This is a genomic window from Pseudomonas sp. HP_12, from assembly GCF_055283955.1.
In genome coordinates this window covers 27,602-44,646 of sequence record NZ_JBTOQG010000061.1, presented here as the reverse complement: position 1 = coordinate 44,646, position 17,045 = coordinate 27,602, and the positions used below count along the sequence as shown (strand labels likewise).

Annotated in this window: 14 protein-coding genes and 1 riboswitch; of the genes, 6 read left to right on the top strand and 8 right to left on the bottom strand. The window is 61.4% G+C overall.

Translation table 11 applies throughout. The features are described from left to right. Positions 1-123: 123 nt before the first annotated feature. Entirely contained in the window at positions 124-528 is a 405-nt protein-coding gene (locus ACYASU_RS25215; RefSeq protein ID WP_192173210.1) for an acyl-CoA thioesterase, read from the bottom strand. Between the two features lie 199 nt (positions 529-727). Further along, a riboswitch (S-adenosyl-L-homocysteine riboswitch) is annotated at positions 728-836 on the top strand. 21 nt (positions 837-857) lie between these two features. Here ACYASU_RS25215 and ahcY point away from each other — a divergent pair. The 4 genes from ahcY (at position 858) to ACYASU_RS25195 (ending at position 6,461) form a co-directional block, all read left to right on the top strand. Next, positions 858-2,267: an adenosylhomocysteinase gene (gene ahcY, locus ACYASU_RS25210; protein ID WP_463584426.1), complete on the top strand. Its 1,410-nt coding sequence runs from the start codon at positions 858-860 to the stop codon at positions 2,265-2,267. A gap of 174 nt (positions 2,268-2,441) precedes the next feature. Then, a complete protein-coding gene (metF, locus tag ACYASU_RS25205; RefSeq protein ID WP_463584425.1) occupies positions 2,442-3,287 on the top strand; it encodes a methylenetetrahydrofolate reductase [NAD(P)H] in 846 nt (281 codons plus the stop codon). A gap of 155 nt (positions 3,288-3,442) precedes the next feature. Further along, positions 3,443-4,252, top strand: coding sequence for a substrate-binding periplasmic protein (locus ACYASU_RS25200; protein WP_463584424.1), 810 nt, complete (start codon positions 3,443-3,445; stop codon positions 4,250-4,252). Between the two features lie 277 nt (positions 4,253-4,529). Beyond that, the gene (locus tag ACYASU_RS25195) at positions 4,530-6,461 is read left to right on the top strand and encodes a DEAD/DEAH box helicase (protein WP_463584423.1); all 1,932 of its coding nucleotides are present in this window, start codon (positions 4,530-4,532) and stop codon (positions 6,459-6,461) included. Between the two features lie 133 nt (positions 6,462-6,594). Here ACYASU_RS25195 and ACYASU_RS25190 read toward each other — a convergent pair whose 3' ends face one another. The 3 genes from ACYASU_RS25190 to ACYASU_RS25180 all read right to left on the bottom strand — a co-directional run bounded on the left by ACYASU_RS25190 (position 6,595) and on the right by ACYASU_RS25180 (position 9,785). Further along, positions 6,595-7,191 carry a YceI family protein gene (locus tag ACYASU_RS25190; RefSeq protein ID WP_192173215.1) on the bottom strand — a complete coding sequence of 199 codons (597 nt, stop codon included), beginning with the start codon at positions 7,189-7,191 and terminating at the stop codon, positions 6,595-6,597. Positions 7,192-7,222: 31 nt separating this feature from the next. Continuing rightward, positions 7,223-7,774: a cytochrome b gene (locus ACYASU_RS25185; RefSeq protein WP_346630941.1), complete on the bottom strand. Its 552-nt coding sequence runs from the start codon at positions 7,772-7,774 to the stop codon at positions 7,223-7,225. Positions 7,775-7,979: 205 nt separating this feature from the next. Beyond that, positions 7,980-9,785 (bottom strand): FAD-dependent oxidoreductase, encoded by a 1,806-nt coding sequence (locus ACYASU_RS25180; RefSeq protein ID WP_463584422.1) that lies wholly within the window; start codon positions 9,783-9,785, stop codon positions 7,980-7,982. 234 nt (positions 9,786-10,019) lie between these two features. On the opposite strand from ACYASU_RS25180, the gene ACYASU_RS25175 reads away from it, so the two are divergent. Together ACYASU_RS25175 and ACYASU_RS25170 are read left to right on the top strand one after the other, a co-directional pair. Then, on the top strand, positions 10,020-11,426 hold the full coding sequence (locus tag ACYASU_RS25175; protein ID WP_346630939.1) for an adenosylmethionine--8-amino-7-oxononanoate transaminase: 1,407 nt from the start codon (positions 10,020-10,022) through the stop codon (positions 11,424-11,426). Between the two features lie 59 nt (positions 11,427-11,485). Further along, entirely contained in the window at positions 11,486-12,205 is a 720-nt protein-coding gene (locus tag ACYASU_RS25170; protein ID WP_463584421.1) for a 16S rRNA (uracil(1498)-N(3))-methyltransferase, read from the top strand. A 297-nt stretch (positions 12,206-12,502) separates the two neighbouring features. Here ACYASU_RS25170 and hydA read toward each other — a convergent pair whose 3' ends face one another. From hydA to ACYASU_RS25150, 4 genes are read right to left on the bottom strand one after another with little or no spacing between them, the layout of a single operon-like run. Beyond that, on the bottom strand, positions 12,503-13,939 hold the full coding sequence (hydA, locus tag ACYASU_RS25165; RefSeq protein ID WP_463584420.1) for a dihydropyrimidinase: 1,437 nt from the start codon (positions 13,937-13,939) through the stop codon (positions 12,503-12,505). 13 nt (positions 13,940-13,952) lie between these two features. Next, positions 13,953-14,849 (bottom strand): allantoinase PuuE, encoded by an 897-nt coding sequence (locus tag ACYASU_RS25160; protein ID WP_065991211.1) that lies wholly within the window; start codon positions 14,847-14,849, stop codon positions 13,953-13,955. 52 nt (positions 14,850-14,901) lie between these two features. Next, positions 14,902-15,774 (bottom strand): MurR/RpiR family transcriptional regulator, encoded by an 873-nt coding sequence (locus ACYASU_RS25155; protein ID WP_192173220.1) that lies wholly within the window; start codon positions 15,772-15,774, stop codon positions 14,902-14,904. Positions 15,775-15,792: 18 nt separating this feature from the next. Beyond that, positions 15,793-17,040 (bottom strand): cysteine desulfurase-like protein, encoded by a 1,248-nt coding sequence (locus tag ACYASU_RS25150; protein ID WP_463584419.1) that lies wholly within the window; start codon positions 17,038-17,040, stop codon positions 15,793-15,795. Positions 17,041-17,045 lie beyond the last annotated feature (5 nt).

The window sequence follows — 17,045 nt, the reverse complement described above, 5'->3', positions numbered from 1 at the left end:
AGGAGTGAGCTTGCTCGCGATGCGTCAGACCAGACGAAGCTTCTTCGCCTGACACACCGCAATCGCGAGCAAGCTCACTCCTACGAGTTTTTCCTTGATCAGTCATCCGCGTCCATTGCGCGATCACTCGTTGATCACGTCTTCCTTGAACTGATCTTTCACGTAGCTGATTTCGGTCTTGCCGTGTGGCGCCGGCAGGCCGTCTTCGCCCAAGTTAACGAAGACCATTTTCTCGACCGTGAGAATGCTCTTGCGGGTGATCTTGTTGCGGACCTGGCAGGTCAGGGTGATGGAGGTGCGGCCGAACTCGGTGGCGGTGATCCCCAGCTCAATGATGTCGCCCTGACGCGAGGCGCTGACGAAGTTGATCTCGGAAATGTACTTGGTCACGACGCGCTGATTGCCCAACTGAACAATGGCGTAGATGGCCGCCTCTTCGTCGATCCAGCGCAGCAGGCTGCCGCCGAACAACGTGCCGTTGGGATTGAGGTCTTCGGGTTTTACCCACTTGCGTGTGTGGAAGTTCATGGAGGGGCTCCGGGGTGTTTGGGAGACGGGGGTGGATGTGCCCGCAGCTTCAAGCTTCAAGTCTGAAGCTGCAAGTTAAAAGCAGGCCCTCTGTTGTTTACCGCTTGCCGCTTGCCGCTTGCCACTTGCAGCTCAAAGAAAGATAATCGCGATCGCTTCAAAAAACGGTTATCACACCTTGTTACCGTTTTCCCGCCACCTGTCCGAGGGGCGCTGCAGCAGGTCAGACCTGTCAGGCTCGGAGAGGGCGTTGTTTGATCAGGCTTTTCGCCGGTCAAGCTTTAAACGCACAACGGCGCCCATTCGCACCCTACGAATGGAGACTCTTAATGAGTGCTGTACTGACGCCCAACGATTTCAACGACTACAAAGTCGCCGACATGTCCCTGGCTGCCTGGGGCCGTCGCGAAACCATCATCGCCGAATCCGAAATGCCTGCCCTGATGGGCCTGCGTCGCAAGTACGCTGCCGAGCAACCGCTCAAGGGCGCGAAGATTCTCGGCTGCATCCACATGACCATTCAGACTGCCGTGCTGATCGAAACCCTGGTTGCCCTGGGTGCCGAAGTACGCTGGTCGTCCTGCAACATCTTCTCGACTCAGGATCAGGCCGCTGCCGCTATTGCTGCTGCCGGGATTCCTGTTTTCGCCTGGAAAGGCGAAACCGAAGCCGAGTACGAGTGGTGCCTGGAGCAGACTATCCTCAAGGACGGTCAGCCATGGGACGCCAACATGATCCTCGACGACGGCGGCGACCTGACCGAGCTGCTGCACAAGAAATACCCGGCCATCCTGGACCGCGTCCATGGCGTGACCGAAGAAACCACCACGGGCGTTCACCGCCTGCTGGACATGCTGGCCAAGGGCGAACTGAAGATCCCGGCGATCAACGTCAACGACTCGGTCACCAAGAGCAAGAACGACAACAAGTACGGCTGCCGTCACAGCCTGAACGACGCCATCAAGCGCGGCACCGACCACCTGTTGTCCGGCAAGCAAGCGCTGGTCATCGGCTACGGTGACGTGGGCAAGGGTTCGGCTCAGTCGCTGCGTCAGGAAGGCATGATCGTCAAGGTCACCGAAGTCGATCCGATCTGCGCCATGCAAGCGTGCATGGACGGTTTCGAACTGGTTTCGCCTTTCATCGACGGCGAGAACGACGGCACCGAAGCGAGCATCGACAAAGCACTGCTGGGCAAGATCGACCTGATCGTCACCACCACCGGTAACGTCAACGTCTGCGACGCCAACATGCTCAAGGCGCTGAAGAAACGCGCAGTGGTCTGCAACATCGGTCACTTCGACAACGAAATCGACACGGCTTTCATGCGCAAGAACTGGGCATGGGAAGAAGTGAAGCCGCAAGTGCACAAGATCCACCGCACCGGTTCGGGCTCGTTCGATCCTCAGAACGATGACTACCTGATCCTGCTGGCCGAAGGCCGTCTGGTGAACCTGGGCAACGCCACCGGTCACCCGAGCCGCATCATGGACGGCTCGTTCGCCAACCAGGTGCTGGCGCAGATCTTCCTGTTCGGCCAGAGGTACGCTGACCTGAGCCCTGCCCAGAAAGCCGAGCGTCTGACCGTCGAAGTGTTGCCGAAGAAGCTGGACGAAGAAGTGGCGCTGGAAATGGTACGTGGCTTCGGCGGCGTCGTGACCAAGCTGACCAAGACCCAGGCCGACTACATCGGCGTGACCGTCGAAGGTCCGTTCAAGCCGCACGCTTATCGCTACTAAGCGGCAAGCTTCAAGCGGCAAGTGAAGGCATCACCATTGTCATGACTTGCCGCGTCAGGCTTTAAATCGTCCAAGCATTTAGCAGCACCAGGTGACAAGCCTTGAGCTGCAGGATATGGCGCACCGCCACTCTTGCAGCTTATGGCTTGTAGCTTGCCGCTGGAGACTCGCTCCATGAGCCAAGACCGTAGCTACAGCTTCGAATTCTTCCCGACGAAGACCGACGCTGGTCATGAAAAACTGCTTGCCACGGCGCGTACGCTGGCCAGCTACAACCCCAGTTTTTTCTCCTGCACTTACGGTGCCGGGGGTTCCACCCGCGACCGCACGATCAACACCGTGCTGCAGCTGGAAAAAGAAGTGCACATCCCGGCCGCACCGCACCTGTCGTGTGTCGGTGACAGCAAGGCCGACCTGCGCAGCTTGCTGACGCAGTACCGGGAAGCCGGCATCAAACGCATCGTCGCCCTGCGCGGTGACCTGCCCTCCGGCATGGGCATGGCCAGCGGTGAGCTGCGTTATGCCAATGACCTGGTGAGCTTCATCCGTGAAGAAACCGGCGATCATTTCCACATCGAAGTCGCGGCCTACCCGGAGATGCACCCGCAGGCGCGCAACTTCGAAGACGATCTGAAAAACTTCGTGCGCAAGGCCAACGCCGGCGCCAACAGTGCGATCACCCAGTACTTCTTCAACGCCGACAGCTACTTCCACTTCGTCGAGCGCGTGCAGAAGCTGGGCGTGGACATTCCGATCGTGCCGGGCATCATGCCGATCACCAACTACAGCAAGCTGGCGCGCTTTTCGGACGCGTGCGGTGCGGAGATCCCGCGCTGGGTTCGCAAGCAGCTGGAAGCGTACGGCGACGACACGGCAAGCATTCAGGCGTTCGGCGAGCAGGTCATCACTGAAATGTGCGAGCGACTGCTGCACGGCGGCGCCCCCGGTCTGCATTTCTACACGCTGAATCAGGCCGAACCGAGTCTGGCGGTCTGGAACAACCTGAAGCTCTCTGCGTAATATCGGTTTCAATCCATACGGATTGAAACCACGCTGGCTTCACCGGCAGGCTTCGTAACCAAGACGCCTGCCAGTCGGGTCGTTGCGTCCAGGCTTCTGTTTTTGTTGAGAATCACTGCTTCTATTTAGTTAGCTCGCGTCGTAATCTCGCGCGCATGCCGCTCATCCTCTCCCTATCCGTTGCTGCACTCCTCACCTGCCTGAGCTTCAGCGCGCTGGGTGAAAAACTGCGGATCGTCACCGAACCCTGGTCTCCCTACGTCATCGTGGACGGCAACCATGCCTCCGGCCTGGATTACGACGCCACAGCGATTGTCTTCGAGCGCCTGGGCATCGACGTCGAGTGGCAGTTTCTCCCGTGGAAACGCTGCCTGATGATGCTCAGTGACGGCGAAGCTGACGGCGTGCTCGACATCTTCAAGGACGAGACGCGCGCGGATCTGTTGTATCCGAACGAACCGTTGTCGACCATCGATTGGGTGCTGTTTCAGGCCAATGCAAGGCCGCATGCTTTCAATGGCGTGGAAGACCTGCACGGGCTAACTGTCGGCGTCTCTCCCGGTTATCGATACACGCCGGAGTTCGACAGCTCAACGGCGTTCATCCGTGAGCCTGCGCCAAGCCATGAAGCGAACTTCGGCAAACTGATTCGCGGCCGCATCGATTTAATGGTGACCGATCGCCTGCTGGGGCGGCAGATGATTGAGCGGCTCAAGCTGCAAGACCAGGTCAGTCAGTTGCCGGTCGTGCTCACTCACAGGGGGCAGTACCTGGCGCTGCGCCGCAATGCCGGTATGGACTTGCTGGCCCAGCGATTCAGCGCAGAACTGAAGCGTTTCAAGCAAGAACCCGCCTACGCGAAACTGCTAGAGCGGTACACCGGCGAAACACCGACGACGATCCCTGCAGAATCGGGGGAAAGTGTCGATAAAACCGTTGAGCAGCAGGAAAGCAGCGCGTTGTGATTGCTCTGTTATACTCCGGCGTCCCCGCCAGGCTTGCGCCCGGGTGCACGGTCTCACAGAAGACTTCTCGAACACGTCAGCAGCGCACTTTTTGCGCCCCTGCCCCGAGTTGAACTTACAGACCTCCACAGGACCGGACGCCATTGCACCTTCCAAGGAGTGTGCGATGACCGCAGCAGGGTCGAGCGCATTCACGTTACGTGCAGAACCTTAGTCTGCGCCTGGAAGATCATCCCTATTTGGGCCTCTATGGCCCCAACTCAAGACAGGATTACTCATGTCCTTTGCTTCCCTCGGTCTCTCCGAGGCTTTAGTCAGCGCCATCGAGGCTGCTGGCTACACCCAGCCTACCCCAGTGCAACAGCGGGCCATTCCCGCCGTGTTGCAAGGCCGCGATCTGATGGTCGCCGCCCAGACAGGTACTGGTAAAACCGGTGGTTTCGCCCTCCCTATCCTGGAGCGGTTGTTTCCCAACGGTCATCCGGACAAATCCCAGCGTCACGGCCCGCGCCAACCGCGTGTTCTGGTGCTGACCCCGACTCGTGAACTGGCCGCCCAGGTCCACGACAGCTTCAAGATCTACGCCAAGAACCTCAAGTTCGTCAGTACCTGCATCTTCGGCGGTGTCGGCATGAACCCGCAGGTTCAGGCCATGGCCCGCGGCGTTGACGTACTGGTCGCCTGCCCGGGTCGTTTGCTCGATCTGGCCGGTCAGGGCAGCGTCGATCTGTCCCACGTTGAAATCCTCGTGCTGGACGAAGCCGACCGCATGCTCGACATGGGCTTTGTTCACGACGTGAAGAAAGTCCTCGCGCGCCTGCCGTCCAAGCGTCAGAACCTGCTGTTCTCGGCAACGTTCTCTCAGGACATCACCGCGCTGGCCGGCAAACTGCTGCACAACCCGGAACGCATCGAAGTCACGCCGCCGAACACCACGGTCGAGCGCATCGAACAACGCGTCTTCCGCCTGCCGGCCAACCACAAACGCTCGCTCCTGGCGCACTTGATCACTCAAGGCGCGTGGGAACAGGTGCTGGTGTTTACCCGCACCAAGCACGGCGCCAACCGCCTGGCCGAGTACCTGGACAAGCACGGCCTCAGCGCTGTGGCGATCCACGGCAACAAGAGCCAGAACGCGCGCACCAAAGCGCTGGCCGACTTCAAGGCCGGGACCGTTCGCATCATGGTCGCGACCGACATCGCTGCCCGTGGTCTGGACATCGACCAGTTGCCCCACGTGGTCAACTTCGAACTGCCTAACGTCGACGAAGACTACGTGCACCGCATCGGTCGTACCGGTCGCGCAGGCCGTAGCGGCGAGGCGATCTCGCTGGTTGCGCCGGACGAAGAGAAGCTGCTGAAAAGCATCGAGCGCATGACCAAGCAGAAGATTGCCGATGGCGATCTGATGGGCTTTGACATCACGGCCGTTGAAGCCGAGAAGCCGGAAGTCCGCGAGCGTCCGGACGTGCGTAACCCGCGCAATGCCCGTGGCCCGCGTGGCGACGGTCCGAACGGCGGCGGTGGTGGTGGTGGTGGCGGTCGCAAGGACAAAGGCAAAGACAAAGACAAAGGCAAGGAAAAGCCGGCAGCGGCCGCCGCTTCGGGTGAGCGTCCGGCACGTCCGGCGCGCCCGCAAAAGCCGCGTCAGGGCACCGCGTCGAGCGAGTCACGTCAGTCGCAGCCAGCAGCGTCAGGTGCGAATCGCGCACCCGACGAATTCCTGGATGACGAAGTGGACAACTTCGGCAACCGCGCCGACTACGTCAGCCCGTATCAGAACAAGAACCAGAGCCGCGGTCGTCGTCCGGGCGCTCCTGCCACTGGCGCCGCACCAGCACCGCGTGGTCAGGCGCCAGGCCGTAGCGGTCCGCGCAGCGGTTCAGGCGGCGGTTTGGCATCTGGCGCTCCCGCCAGCACCGACAGCGCCGGCGCACCGGCCAAACGCAGTGGTCCTCGCAATGGCTCCGGCCGTGCTGGTCAGGCTCGCCGTGAAGACTCGCCGCGTGCCCGTCGTCCGGCACGCGAAGAGCAACCAGCGCGTCAGGAGCCAGCGGTTCGCGGGCCTCGCGACGGTCAGCCAGCACCGAAGATCATGCACAAAGAGTCAAAGGGCGATCGATTCCCTTCGGCTGAACAACTTGATCAGCTGCCAAGCCGCCCTCGCGGTGAAAAACCAGCCCTGCTGACCCGCAACCGCGAAGGTTAAGCAGCGCCGGTTGTTCTGCAGCCAATAAAACGCCCCGACTGGTTCGGGGCGTTTTTGTTTGCGTGATTCAAGCAATGCCACACACAAAAACGCCGACCCAAAGGTCGGCGCTCTATCACCACGACAACCCGTCTTACTTGGCTTTGACGCCTTCGAACGAGATGATCAGATCCAGGGTGTCGGACTGTGGACCGAGGTCCATCATCTTGCCGAAATCAGAACGCTTGATCGAGGTAGTGCCCTCGAAGCCGGCACGGTAGCCGCCCCATGGATCCTTGCCTTCACCCAGGAAAGTGGTCTTGACGGTGACCGGCTTGGTCACGCCATGCAGGGTCAGGTCGCCGATCACGTCGGCAGTGGTCTTGCCGTCAGCATTCTTGCCGACGTTAGTGACCTTGGTGGAAACGAACTTGGCGTCAGGATAGGTCGCGACGTCGAGGAAGTCCTTGCTGCTGATGTGCTTGTCACGTTCAGCGTGGTTGGTGAAGACGCTGGCGGTCTTCAGGTCGATGCTGATCTTGCTGTCTTCAGGCTTGGCGGCGTCGAAGCTGAATGTGCCGGTCCAGTCCTTGAACGTACCGTAGATGAAGCTGTAGCCCAGGTGACTGATCTTGAAGTTGATGAAGGCGTGCTGGCCTTCCTTGTCGATCGTGTAATCAGCGGCCATGGCCTGACCCGCTGTTAGCAGCGCGGTACCGAGGGCCAGTGCAGCCAGTGTCTTTTTCAACATACGTCTTCTTCCTTTTCAGTTGAATTGAGTATCAGGCCTTGCGGCCAAGCATACGTACAAGCGTGGCATCACGATCAACGAAGTGATGCTTCAAAGCGGCCAGCCCGTGGAGTCCAGCGAAAATCACCAGGGTCCAGGCCAGGTACAAGTGCACGGTGCCTGCGACGTCTGCCTGGTCGGGCAGTCCGCTGATCAATGCAGGCACTTCGAACAATCCAAACACCGGAATCCCGACACCGTCTGCGGTGGAAATCAGGTAACCGGCGAACATCACCAAAAACAGGTCCAGGTACAGAAACGCATGCCCCAGTTTCGCAGCGGTTTTCACAAACCGGCTGTGGGAAGCAGGCGCTGCTGGCGGCGGGCTGACGAAGCGCCAGATCACCCGGATCAGCATGAACAGGAACAGCGTGATGCCGATGCTCTTGTGCAGGTCCGGGCCAGCCTTGCGCCACGTGTCGTAATAGCCCAGCCCCACCATCCACAACCCTAGCGCAAACATGCCAAACACCGTCAGCGCGACACCCCAATGCAAAACGATGCTGACCCAGCCATAGCGAGAAGAAGAGTTGCGTAGCTGCATGCTGAATATCCTGTGAGGGCCGAGGGAGAGACTAGCGCTTTACCTATCGAAAGAAAGCGCAAAATGTTGCTTTGAAGAATCAGGAAATCCGATTGAAATCTCCTGACATATTTTCGTCCGAATGAGATTAAGCCAGCGTTACGGTTCATCCAGGCGAAAAAAAGGCGCGGTATCAAGCCGCGCCTTTGTTTTCAGCCGTTACCGATCAGTTTTTGCTGTCGGTCGCGGGTGCTGCCGGAGCCGTTGCCGGAGTGGCCGGTGCCGCCTTGTCACCCGTGGCCTTGGCCGGCGCTTTTTTCGCAGCGTCGGTTTTGGCAGGGGCTTTGTGAGTGGCTGCCGGTTTGGCCGGAGCCTTTTTGACGGGCTCCTTCTTCGCCGGTTCTTTCTTGGCCGGGGCCTTTTTCGCAGGTTCTACGACAGCAGGCTTGGCCGGTTCAACCACTGGAGCTGGCGGCGGCGTTACCGGGGCAGGCGCTGGAGCTGGGGCCGGAGCAGGTGCTGGCGCTTTCTCGGCCGGCTTAGGCTCAGGCTTGGAACCGCCGAACATGTTCGAGAAGAAGCCGCCAATGCCGCCGCTGCTTTCCTTGGCCGGTTCAGGGGCCTTCGGTGGCGGTGCTTTGACTGGTTCGTACGACTTGCCTTCAGACAGACCCTGCACTTGAGCGGCCGCGCGCTGACCCGAACGCAATGCGCCTTCCAGGGTGCCCGGGTACAAAGTGTCGGTGTGTTCGCCGGCAAAGGCCACGCGCTGCAGCGGTCGTTCCCACAAGCGCCAGTATTTGCTGATCTGGCCCGGGCCGAACGCCAGGTACGCGCCGCCGCTGGACGGGTCGATGCTGGAACGACGCAATTCATAGCCGGTGAACGCGCCGCGCGCCTGTGGATAGAACGCCTGCATGCGAATCAGCACTTGATCCACCAACTGCTTGTCGCCGAACGCCTGCATGATGCGCGCGTTGTCGCCGGACAGGTTGATCACGACGTTAGCGCCGCCCTTCAACGCAGGCTCGACCCACAACATGCCCAGGCCGGTGTTGCTGTAAATCTCGCCGGACATGCGCGCTTTGCTGTCCCAGACCGGGGTCTTGAACTTGAGCATGATCTGGTCATGCCAGCCGTAGTTGGTGCTCTTGATCGCGCCGAGACGCTGGGCGTCCAGCGCCGGGGTCATCTGAATCTTGCTCAGCGCGCGCAACGGCACGGCCAGGACCACGTACTCGGCTTCGTAGCCCAGCGAACCAACCTTGACGGTCACGCCGTCCTTGTCCTGATTGATCGCCGACACCGGCGAATTGGTCTTGATGACTTTCAGCTGTTTGACGAACTCCTCGGCCAACACCGCGCTGCCACCTGGCAGGCGAGCGGCGCGACGGTCGCGGTCGTCGACGTTGCGATTGACCCGCGTCTGCTGTGCGAGGTACAGCAGCGACAAACGCGAAGGTTCGTCGTAGCGCGTACGAATCTGCTGGTTGATCAGCTGGCGTGCGGTCGGTGGCAGGCTGAGACGGTCCAGCCAGTTGGCGACGGTGATCTGGTCCAGCGCAAACAGCGTGCTGTTGGCAGCCGGGTTGTCCGGGTCGGTGATCGAGCGGGCCAGGTCATCCACCGCCGCTTCGTAGCGCTTGATGGCTTCCGCGGTGGCCGGTTGTTTGGTCGCCAGGTCGGCGCCAGTGAAGTATTCGCCTTCGATCAGGTAGCTCGGGGTCCGCACGAATTCCGGCGCAGGCACCGCCTTGATCTTGAAGCGATCGATGTATTGATTCAGGACCGGCTGAGCCTTGGCGTTGCCGATCCATTCGCTGCCGGCCAGACCGGAGCGGCCGCCGACGTTGGGTTTGGCTTCCAGCAAGGTGACCTGCCAGCCTTTGCTCTGCAGCTCGTAAGCCGTTGTAAGTCCCGCCAGACCGCCGCCGACGACGATCACCGTATGCGGTTTATCCACGGCAAGCGCTGAAGCGCTGACCAGCCCAACCATCACCAGCGCACAGGCGCGCAGCCAACCTGAAAGCATTCAGCGAACTCCGGAGAAAAACGGGGGGAATTGTCGGATTTTGTTGTCCGATTTTTCGAAGAGCGCGAAGGATACGCGAGCCGCGAAACGCCCGCCAGCAATGTCGGCGAGCCTGATTTTCGCGCGCGCGGCGACTGAAACAACGCGCTAAAGGTTGTCCCGCTGGCATGCATTGCATAGGCTTGCGCGATTGTTTGCCCTCGCGCCATGCGAGCCGCTATGTGGAGAAGAGTAATGGGCCTTAACGACCAGTGGATGCAGCGCGACCTGAAGGTCCTTTGGCACCCCTGCACCCAGATGAAAGACCACGAAAAACTGCCGCTGATTCCGATCAAGCGTGGTGAAGGGGTCTGGCTGGAGGACTTCGAAGGCAAGCGCTACCTCGACGCGGTCAGCTCGTGGTGGGTCAACGTATTCGGCCACGCCAACCCGCGCATCAATCAGCGCATCAAGGATCAGGTCGATCAGCTGGAGCACGTGATCCTGGCGGGTTTCAGCCATCAGCCGGTCATCGAGCTGTCCGAGCGTCTGGTGGCGATGACGCCTGAAGGCCTGACGCGCTGCTTCTACGCCGACAACGGTTCGTCCTGCATCGAAGTCGCGCTGAAGATGAGCTTTCATTACTGGCTCAATCGCGGCAAGCCGGACAAGAAACGCTTCGTCACCCTGACCAACAGCTACCACGGCGAAACCATGGCGGCGATGGCGGTCGGTGACGTGCCGCTGTTCACCGAGACCTACAAAGCGCTGCTGATGGACACCATCAAGGTGCCGAGCCCGGACTGCTACCACCGCCCTGAAGGCGTGAGCTGGGAAGACCATACCCGCACGATGTTCGCGGTGATGGAGCAGACCCTGGCCGAGCATCACGACAGCGTCGCGGCGGTGATCATCGAGCCGCTGATTCAGGGCGCCGGCGGCATGCGCATGTACGACCCGATTTACCTCAAGCTGCTGCGCGAGGCCTGCGACCGGTATGGCGTGCACCTGATTCATGACGAGATCGCGGTGGGCTTCGGTCGCACCGGGACCATGTTTGCCTGCGAGCAGGCCGGCATCCGTCCGGACTTCCTGTGCTTGTCCAAGGCGCTGACCGGGGGTTATCTGCCGCTGGCGGCCTGCATCACCACCGATGACGTGTACGACGCGTTTTACGACGACTACCCGACCCTGCGCGCGTTCCTGCATTCCCACAGTTACACCGGCAACCCGCTGGCGTGCGCGGCGGCGTTAGCGACGCTGGATATTTTCGAGCAGGACAACGTCATCGAAAACAACAAGGCGCTGGCCCAGCGGATGAAGACCGCGACGGCGCATCTGGTCGATCACCCGAATGTCGCCGAAGTGCGGCAGACCGGGATGGCGATTGCCATCGAGATGGTGCAGGACAAGGCCAGCAAGACGCCGTATCCGTGGCAGGAGCGGCGCGGGCTGAAGGTGTTCGAGCACGCGCTGACCCGAGGTGCTTTGCTGCGTCCGCTGGGCAGCGTGGTGTACTTCCTGCCGCCCTACGTGATTACGCCAGAGCAGATCGACTTCCTGGCCGACGTGGCGACCGAGGGGATCGACATCGCGACGCGCAGCAGCGTGAGTGTGGCGGTGAGGGAAAACTTCCATCCGGACTTTCGTGATCCCGGCTAGCAGGCCGTTACACCCATTTTCCAAGTGCTGCATTCAACACAATCTTTAGAGACACAACCATGAGACTGTCCCGCTTTTTCGTCGATGCCACCCTCAGCGTCGGTGAGCACGAACTGCCAGAGGCCCAGGCCCATTACATCAGCCGCGTGTTGCGCATGTCTGAAGGTGACGCGGTGCAGCTGTTCGATGGCTCGGGCAATGAGTTTCGCGCCACGCTGGCGGAAGTCGGCAAAAAGCAGGTGCGGGTGCAGGTGACTGAAAGCTTCGCCGGTCAGCCGGAGTCGCCGTTGCACATCCATCTCGGCCAGGGTCTCTCCCGGGGTGAGCGGATGGACTGGGCGATTCAGAAAGCCACCGAGCTGGGCGTGACGCAGATTACCCCGATCATCAGCGAGCGCTGCGAAGTGCGTTTGAAAGACGAGCGTGCAGAAAAGCGTCAGGCGCACTGGCAGCAGATCGCGATCAGCGCCTGCGAGCAGTGCGGCCGCTCGGTGGTGCCGGTGATTCATGCGCCGGTGACACTGGCCGAGTGGCTTAAGCAGACTGAAGCGGACTTGAAACTGGTGCTGCACCCCGTGGCCGAGCCGCTGAACAGTCATGAAAAGCCCGGCAGCCTGGCGTTTCTGATCGGCCCTGAAGGCGGGCTGAACGACGCCGAAGTGGCCCAGGCGCAGGACGCCGGTTTCCACGCCGCCCGCCTCGGCCCCCGCGTGCTGCGCACCGAAACGGCGCCAGTGGTTGCGCTGAGCATCGCACAGCAGTTGTGGGGGGATTTGTAGGACCGGCTTCAGCCGGGAAAGCGTCAGGCGTCACGCCGCGAGATTGATGGCGCACACACCGACCTCTTCCCTTGTAGGACCGGCTTTAGCCGGGAAAGCGTCAGGTCTCACGGCGCAGGATTTTTGGCGCACACACGGGCCTCTTCCCGGCTGAAGCCGGTCCTACAGGGGTCGCGTACATCCGCTGGAGATTTAGCGGATGTGAGTGCCTTTTCGCGAGCAAGCTCGGCTCCCACAGGAATGGTGTGAGTCAGCTCATATTGCGGGGGCTTTGATACCCGACGCGTATCACCGTCATCACTCCGGTAACTCCGACTCTCTACGCCGCGCTTTCGCAGGTTCCGGTCGGGCGCAAGGTAGGAACTCTCCACGTCCAGACTCACCCAGCGGACCGCCATCCCACACCCGTTCACCTCTGGCGAAGGTCATCGCCGGCCATGCACTCAAGCGCATACCCTCGTAGGGGGTGTAATCGACGTTGTGGTGCAGCATTTCGTTGGTCAGCTCGATGTCCAGGTCCTCATCCCAAATCACCAGATCCGCGTCCGACCCAATGGCGATGCTGCCCTTGCGCGGATACAGACCGTACAACCGCGCCGCGTTAGTCGCCGTCAGCGCGACAAATGCCTGCGGCGTGATTCGCCCTTTGCGCACGCCTTCCGACCAGAGCAGCGCCATGCGCGTCTCGACGCCCGGAATGCCGTTGGCCACTTCGGAAAACGGCGCCGCCTCGCCGTGGGCACGTTTGCCGTCCGGGCCGCCGTAGCGAAACGGCGCATGATCCGACGAGAACACTTCGAACGAGCCATTCTGCAGGCCGTCCCAGACCACTTGCTGATTGCCGGCGTCTCTCGGCGGCGGGCTGCAGATGCATTTCGCGCCTTCGAAGCTGTCATCGCAGCCCAGCGATTCCGCGGTCAGAAACAGATACTGCGGACAGGTTTCGCCGTAGACCTTCAAGCCGTGGCTCTGGGCCCAGCGGATCTGTTCAATGGCCTCGCGCCCCGAAACATGGACGATGAGAATCGGCACATCCACCAGCTCGGCCAGCGCAATGGCCCGGTGCGTGGCCTCGCGCTCCACCAGCATTGGCCGCGACGTGGCGTGATAACGCGGCGCGCTGTGACCGGCGGCGAGCAGGCGCTCGGTCAGCCAGGCGATGCAGTCGCTGTTTTCGGCGTGCAGCATCACCATCGCGCCTTCCGCTCGCGCCACCGACAGGGTTTCCAGAATCTCGCGGTCGTTGAGTTTCAGGGCGTCGTAGGTCATGTAGATCTTGAACGAGGTGTAGCCCTCGGCAATCAGCTCGGGCAGCTCGCGGCGCAGCACGTCGTCGGTGGGGTCGGTAACAATGAGGTGAAACGCGTAATCGATGATTGCCCGACCGTCCGCGCGCCGATGGTAATCGTCCACCGCCGCCCGCAGGCTTTGTCCCTTCTGCTGGCAGGCAAAGGGAATCACCGTTGTCGTCCCGCCACACGCGGCTGAACGGGTGCCGCTTTCGAAATCATCGGCCATGACCGAACCGTCGCCGGTCGGCTGATCCAGATGCACATGGCTGTCGATCCCGCCCGGCGTCACAGTTCGCCCCCGCGCATCGACTTCCTCTGCGGCACCTTGCAGCCCCAGGCCCAGCGCGACAATTCGGCCGTCGCGCACGCCGATGTCGCACAGGAAACCGTCCGCCGCCGTCACCACATTGGCGTTGCGGATGATCAGATCAAAAGCCTGCATGTCGTTCACTCCGTCAGGCACGGGTCAGCCAGGCCTTGGCGATCTCTTCGCGGGTGGTGAACCAGACGCCTTCGCGGGCCTGGGCGTACTCGATGAAATGCTTGATCGCGCGGACCCGGCCTGGACGTCCGACCATGCGTGGGTGCAGCCCGATGGACATCATTCGCAAGCCGTCGGCGGATTCTTCGTACAGCACATCGAAGCTTTCCTTCATGTACTCGAGGAAATCGGACGCCTGGGACAAGCCCGGGGAGTTCCAGTAACGGAAGTCGTTGACGTCGCTGGTGTACGGCACCACCAGATGCTGCTTGCCCTCGACGTCGACGAAATACGGCACGTCATCGTTGTAGGCGTCCGAGTCATAGAGAAAACCGCCCTCTTCTGCCACCAGCCGCCGCGTATGAACGCTGGCGCCATAGCGGCAATACCAGCCCACCGGACGCTTGCCGCAGGTGCGCTCGAACGACTCGATCGCCAGACGAATGTGCTCGCGCTCCTCGGCCTCGGTCAGGCGGAACACCTCCTCCCAACGGTAACCGTGGCTGCAGATTTCATGACCCAGCTCAACCGCCGCCTTGGCGACATCCGGGTTCTGCTCGAAGGCCACCGCGCAGGCGTGAAACGTCGCCGGGACGTTGGCCTGTTGCAGGATGTCGAGGATCCGCCAGATGCCAACGCGGGCGCCGTATTCGTACATCGATTCCATCGCCAGATTGCGCACGCCGTCGGGAAACTGATAGCTGCCCCACTCGGTCATGCTCTCCTGGTCAGGATCGCCCATGGCCAGGGAACGCTCCGAGCCTTCTTCGTAATTGATGACAAAGTTGACGGCCAGACGCGCGCCGTTTGGCCAGGTGCCCTGGGGACGCTGCCGGCCGTAGCCGACCAGATCTCGAATGGGTGACGCCATAAAAGCCTACTCCTGCAACGTTCGAACAGTCGGCAGACCGCCAAGCCAAGGCTCAGCAGTCGATGGTTTTCAGTGCATCGTGGTCGGGGCCATCGAGGTTCTGGCCGGTGCGAAAGGCCAGGCCCATGGCCAGGGTCTGCGCAATGCAGAACGCGGCGGTGAGCGAGCGAAAGCCCAGCAGCTCGGCGTCGTTGACCTCGATCATCACCGAAGCGGTTTGTCCGATGGGGCTGAGAATGCTGTCAGTGATCGCCACGATGGGCGTCCCTGCGGCGACGGCTTGCTCACAGGCGTCGATGGTTTCCTGCGCGTACGGCGGAAAACTCACCGCCACCAGCACGTCATCGCCATGCAGCGCGCCGACCTGCTCCCGCAAGCTGCCGCCCAGACCGCTGATATGAACGGCGCGACGACCGACACGGCTGAGCGCGTAGCTCAGGTAGGACGCCATGGGAAACGAACGGCGCATGCCGACCACGAAGGTGGTGCGCGCCTGTTCCAACAGCTCGATGGCGCGCTCGATGGCCTCGACTTGCTCGCCTTCGGCCAAGTGCTCCAGCGAGACGATATTCGCGCGGCTGAATGCCGAGAGCATGGCGCCCACATCGGTGGGATCGTCGAGCAATTGTTCGCCGCGATAGTGCCGGATGCGCTCTTTAAAGCTGCCCTGCCCGGCCTGCTGCAACGGCTGCTTGAACAGGCGCTGCAGGTCGCTGAACCCGCCAAACCCCAGCGCCTGGGCCAGCCGAATGAACGCCGACGACGGGATGCCGGAGATTTTCGCCAGCGCCGCGACCGTGTTCAGCGCCACGTCGTGGGGGTGCTCGTTCAGGTAATGCGCCGCATCACGCTGCCGCGCGGTCAGGCGTTCCTGATGTTCGACGATGGCGGCGCGCAGCTCGGCCAGAGTTTGGGGTACAGGCATAAAAAGGCTCGATAGAAATCAGGAGGGACGCAGTTCTGTGATCGCTTGGGCCAAGTGCTCAACCAGACGATTCAGCTCATCGACGCTGTTGTAGTGTGCGATCGACACACGGACCACGCCGCCGTAAGGGGTCAGGCCCAACTGTTCGATCAGGCGGCGCGCATAGAAGTCACCAAAGCGGATGCCCATGCGGTGATTATCCACGCGGCGCACGATGGCTTCCGACTGAACGCCCTCCACCACGAAGCTGATGGTCGGCACGCGATCGCCGTCGGTCACACGGGATTTTCCGATAATTCGTACACCCGGTGTCTCCCGCAGAAACGCCAGCAGTGTCTCGGCCAGCAGGTCTTCCTGCACTTCAAAGGCATCGAAGGCGGCCTGCATCAATTGACGTTCGCTGCCGCTGGCGCCGAGGCGTCGGCCGATGTCGATCAGGTAATCGCTGATGCCGATGCAGCCGTAGGACAGCTCGTAGTTCAAGTTGCCGGGCTGCAGCTTGTAGGGAATGACTTCCTGACCGATGAAAAAGTGGTTCAGGCTCGGCAGCTCCAGCAACGCCTCGCGCTTGCCCCATAGCACAGCGAAGTGCGGGCCGAAGGTCTTGTAGAAACTGAACACGTAATAATCGGCGCCGCTGGCTTGCACATCGACCAGCCGATGGGGCGCGTAGGCCACGGCATCGACGCACAACTTGCCACCCACCGCGTGCACACGGCGCGCAACCTCGGCGACCGGGTTGACGCTGCCGAGGATGTTCGACGCATGGGTCATGGCCAGGTAGCGGGTCTTGTCGCTGAGCAGCGCGTCCAGATCGCCAAGCTCCAAGTCCATGCTTTCGGCGTTCACCGCCCAGACGCGCAACGTCGCACCGCGCTCTTCGCACAGCCGCACCCACGGTCCGATGTTGGCCTCGTGGTCGCAGTTGGTGACGATGATCTCGTCCCCGGCCTGGATCGACGGCGCGATGGCGCGGCAGAGGATTTGCAGCAGATGGGTGGTCGAGCCGCCCATCACGCACTCTTCCGGGTAGCGCGCGTTGATCAATTGCGCGACCGATTCCCGCGCCTGCATGACCCGCGCGCCAGCGTCCACCGACTCACTGTAGGACGCGCCCAGTTGCACGGCGCTGTTGAGCAAGTAATCGGTGATGCGCTCGGCGACCGGCTTGAGCACGGCCGAACCGCCGGCGTTGTCCAGGTAGGCGTAGCCGCTGGCGAGGGCGGGAAACTGGCTGCGTACGTAATCGATGTCCAAGGCATTCAAGGGAT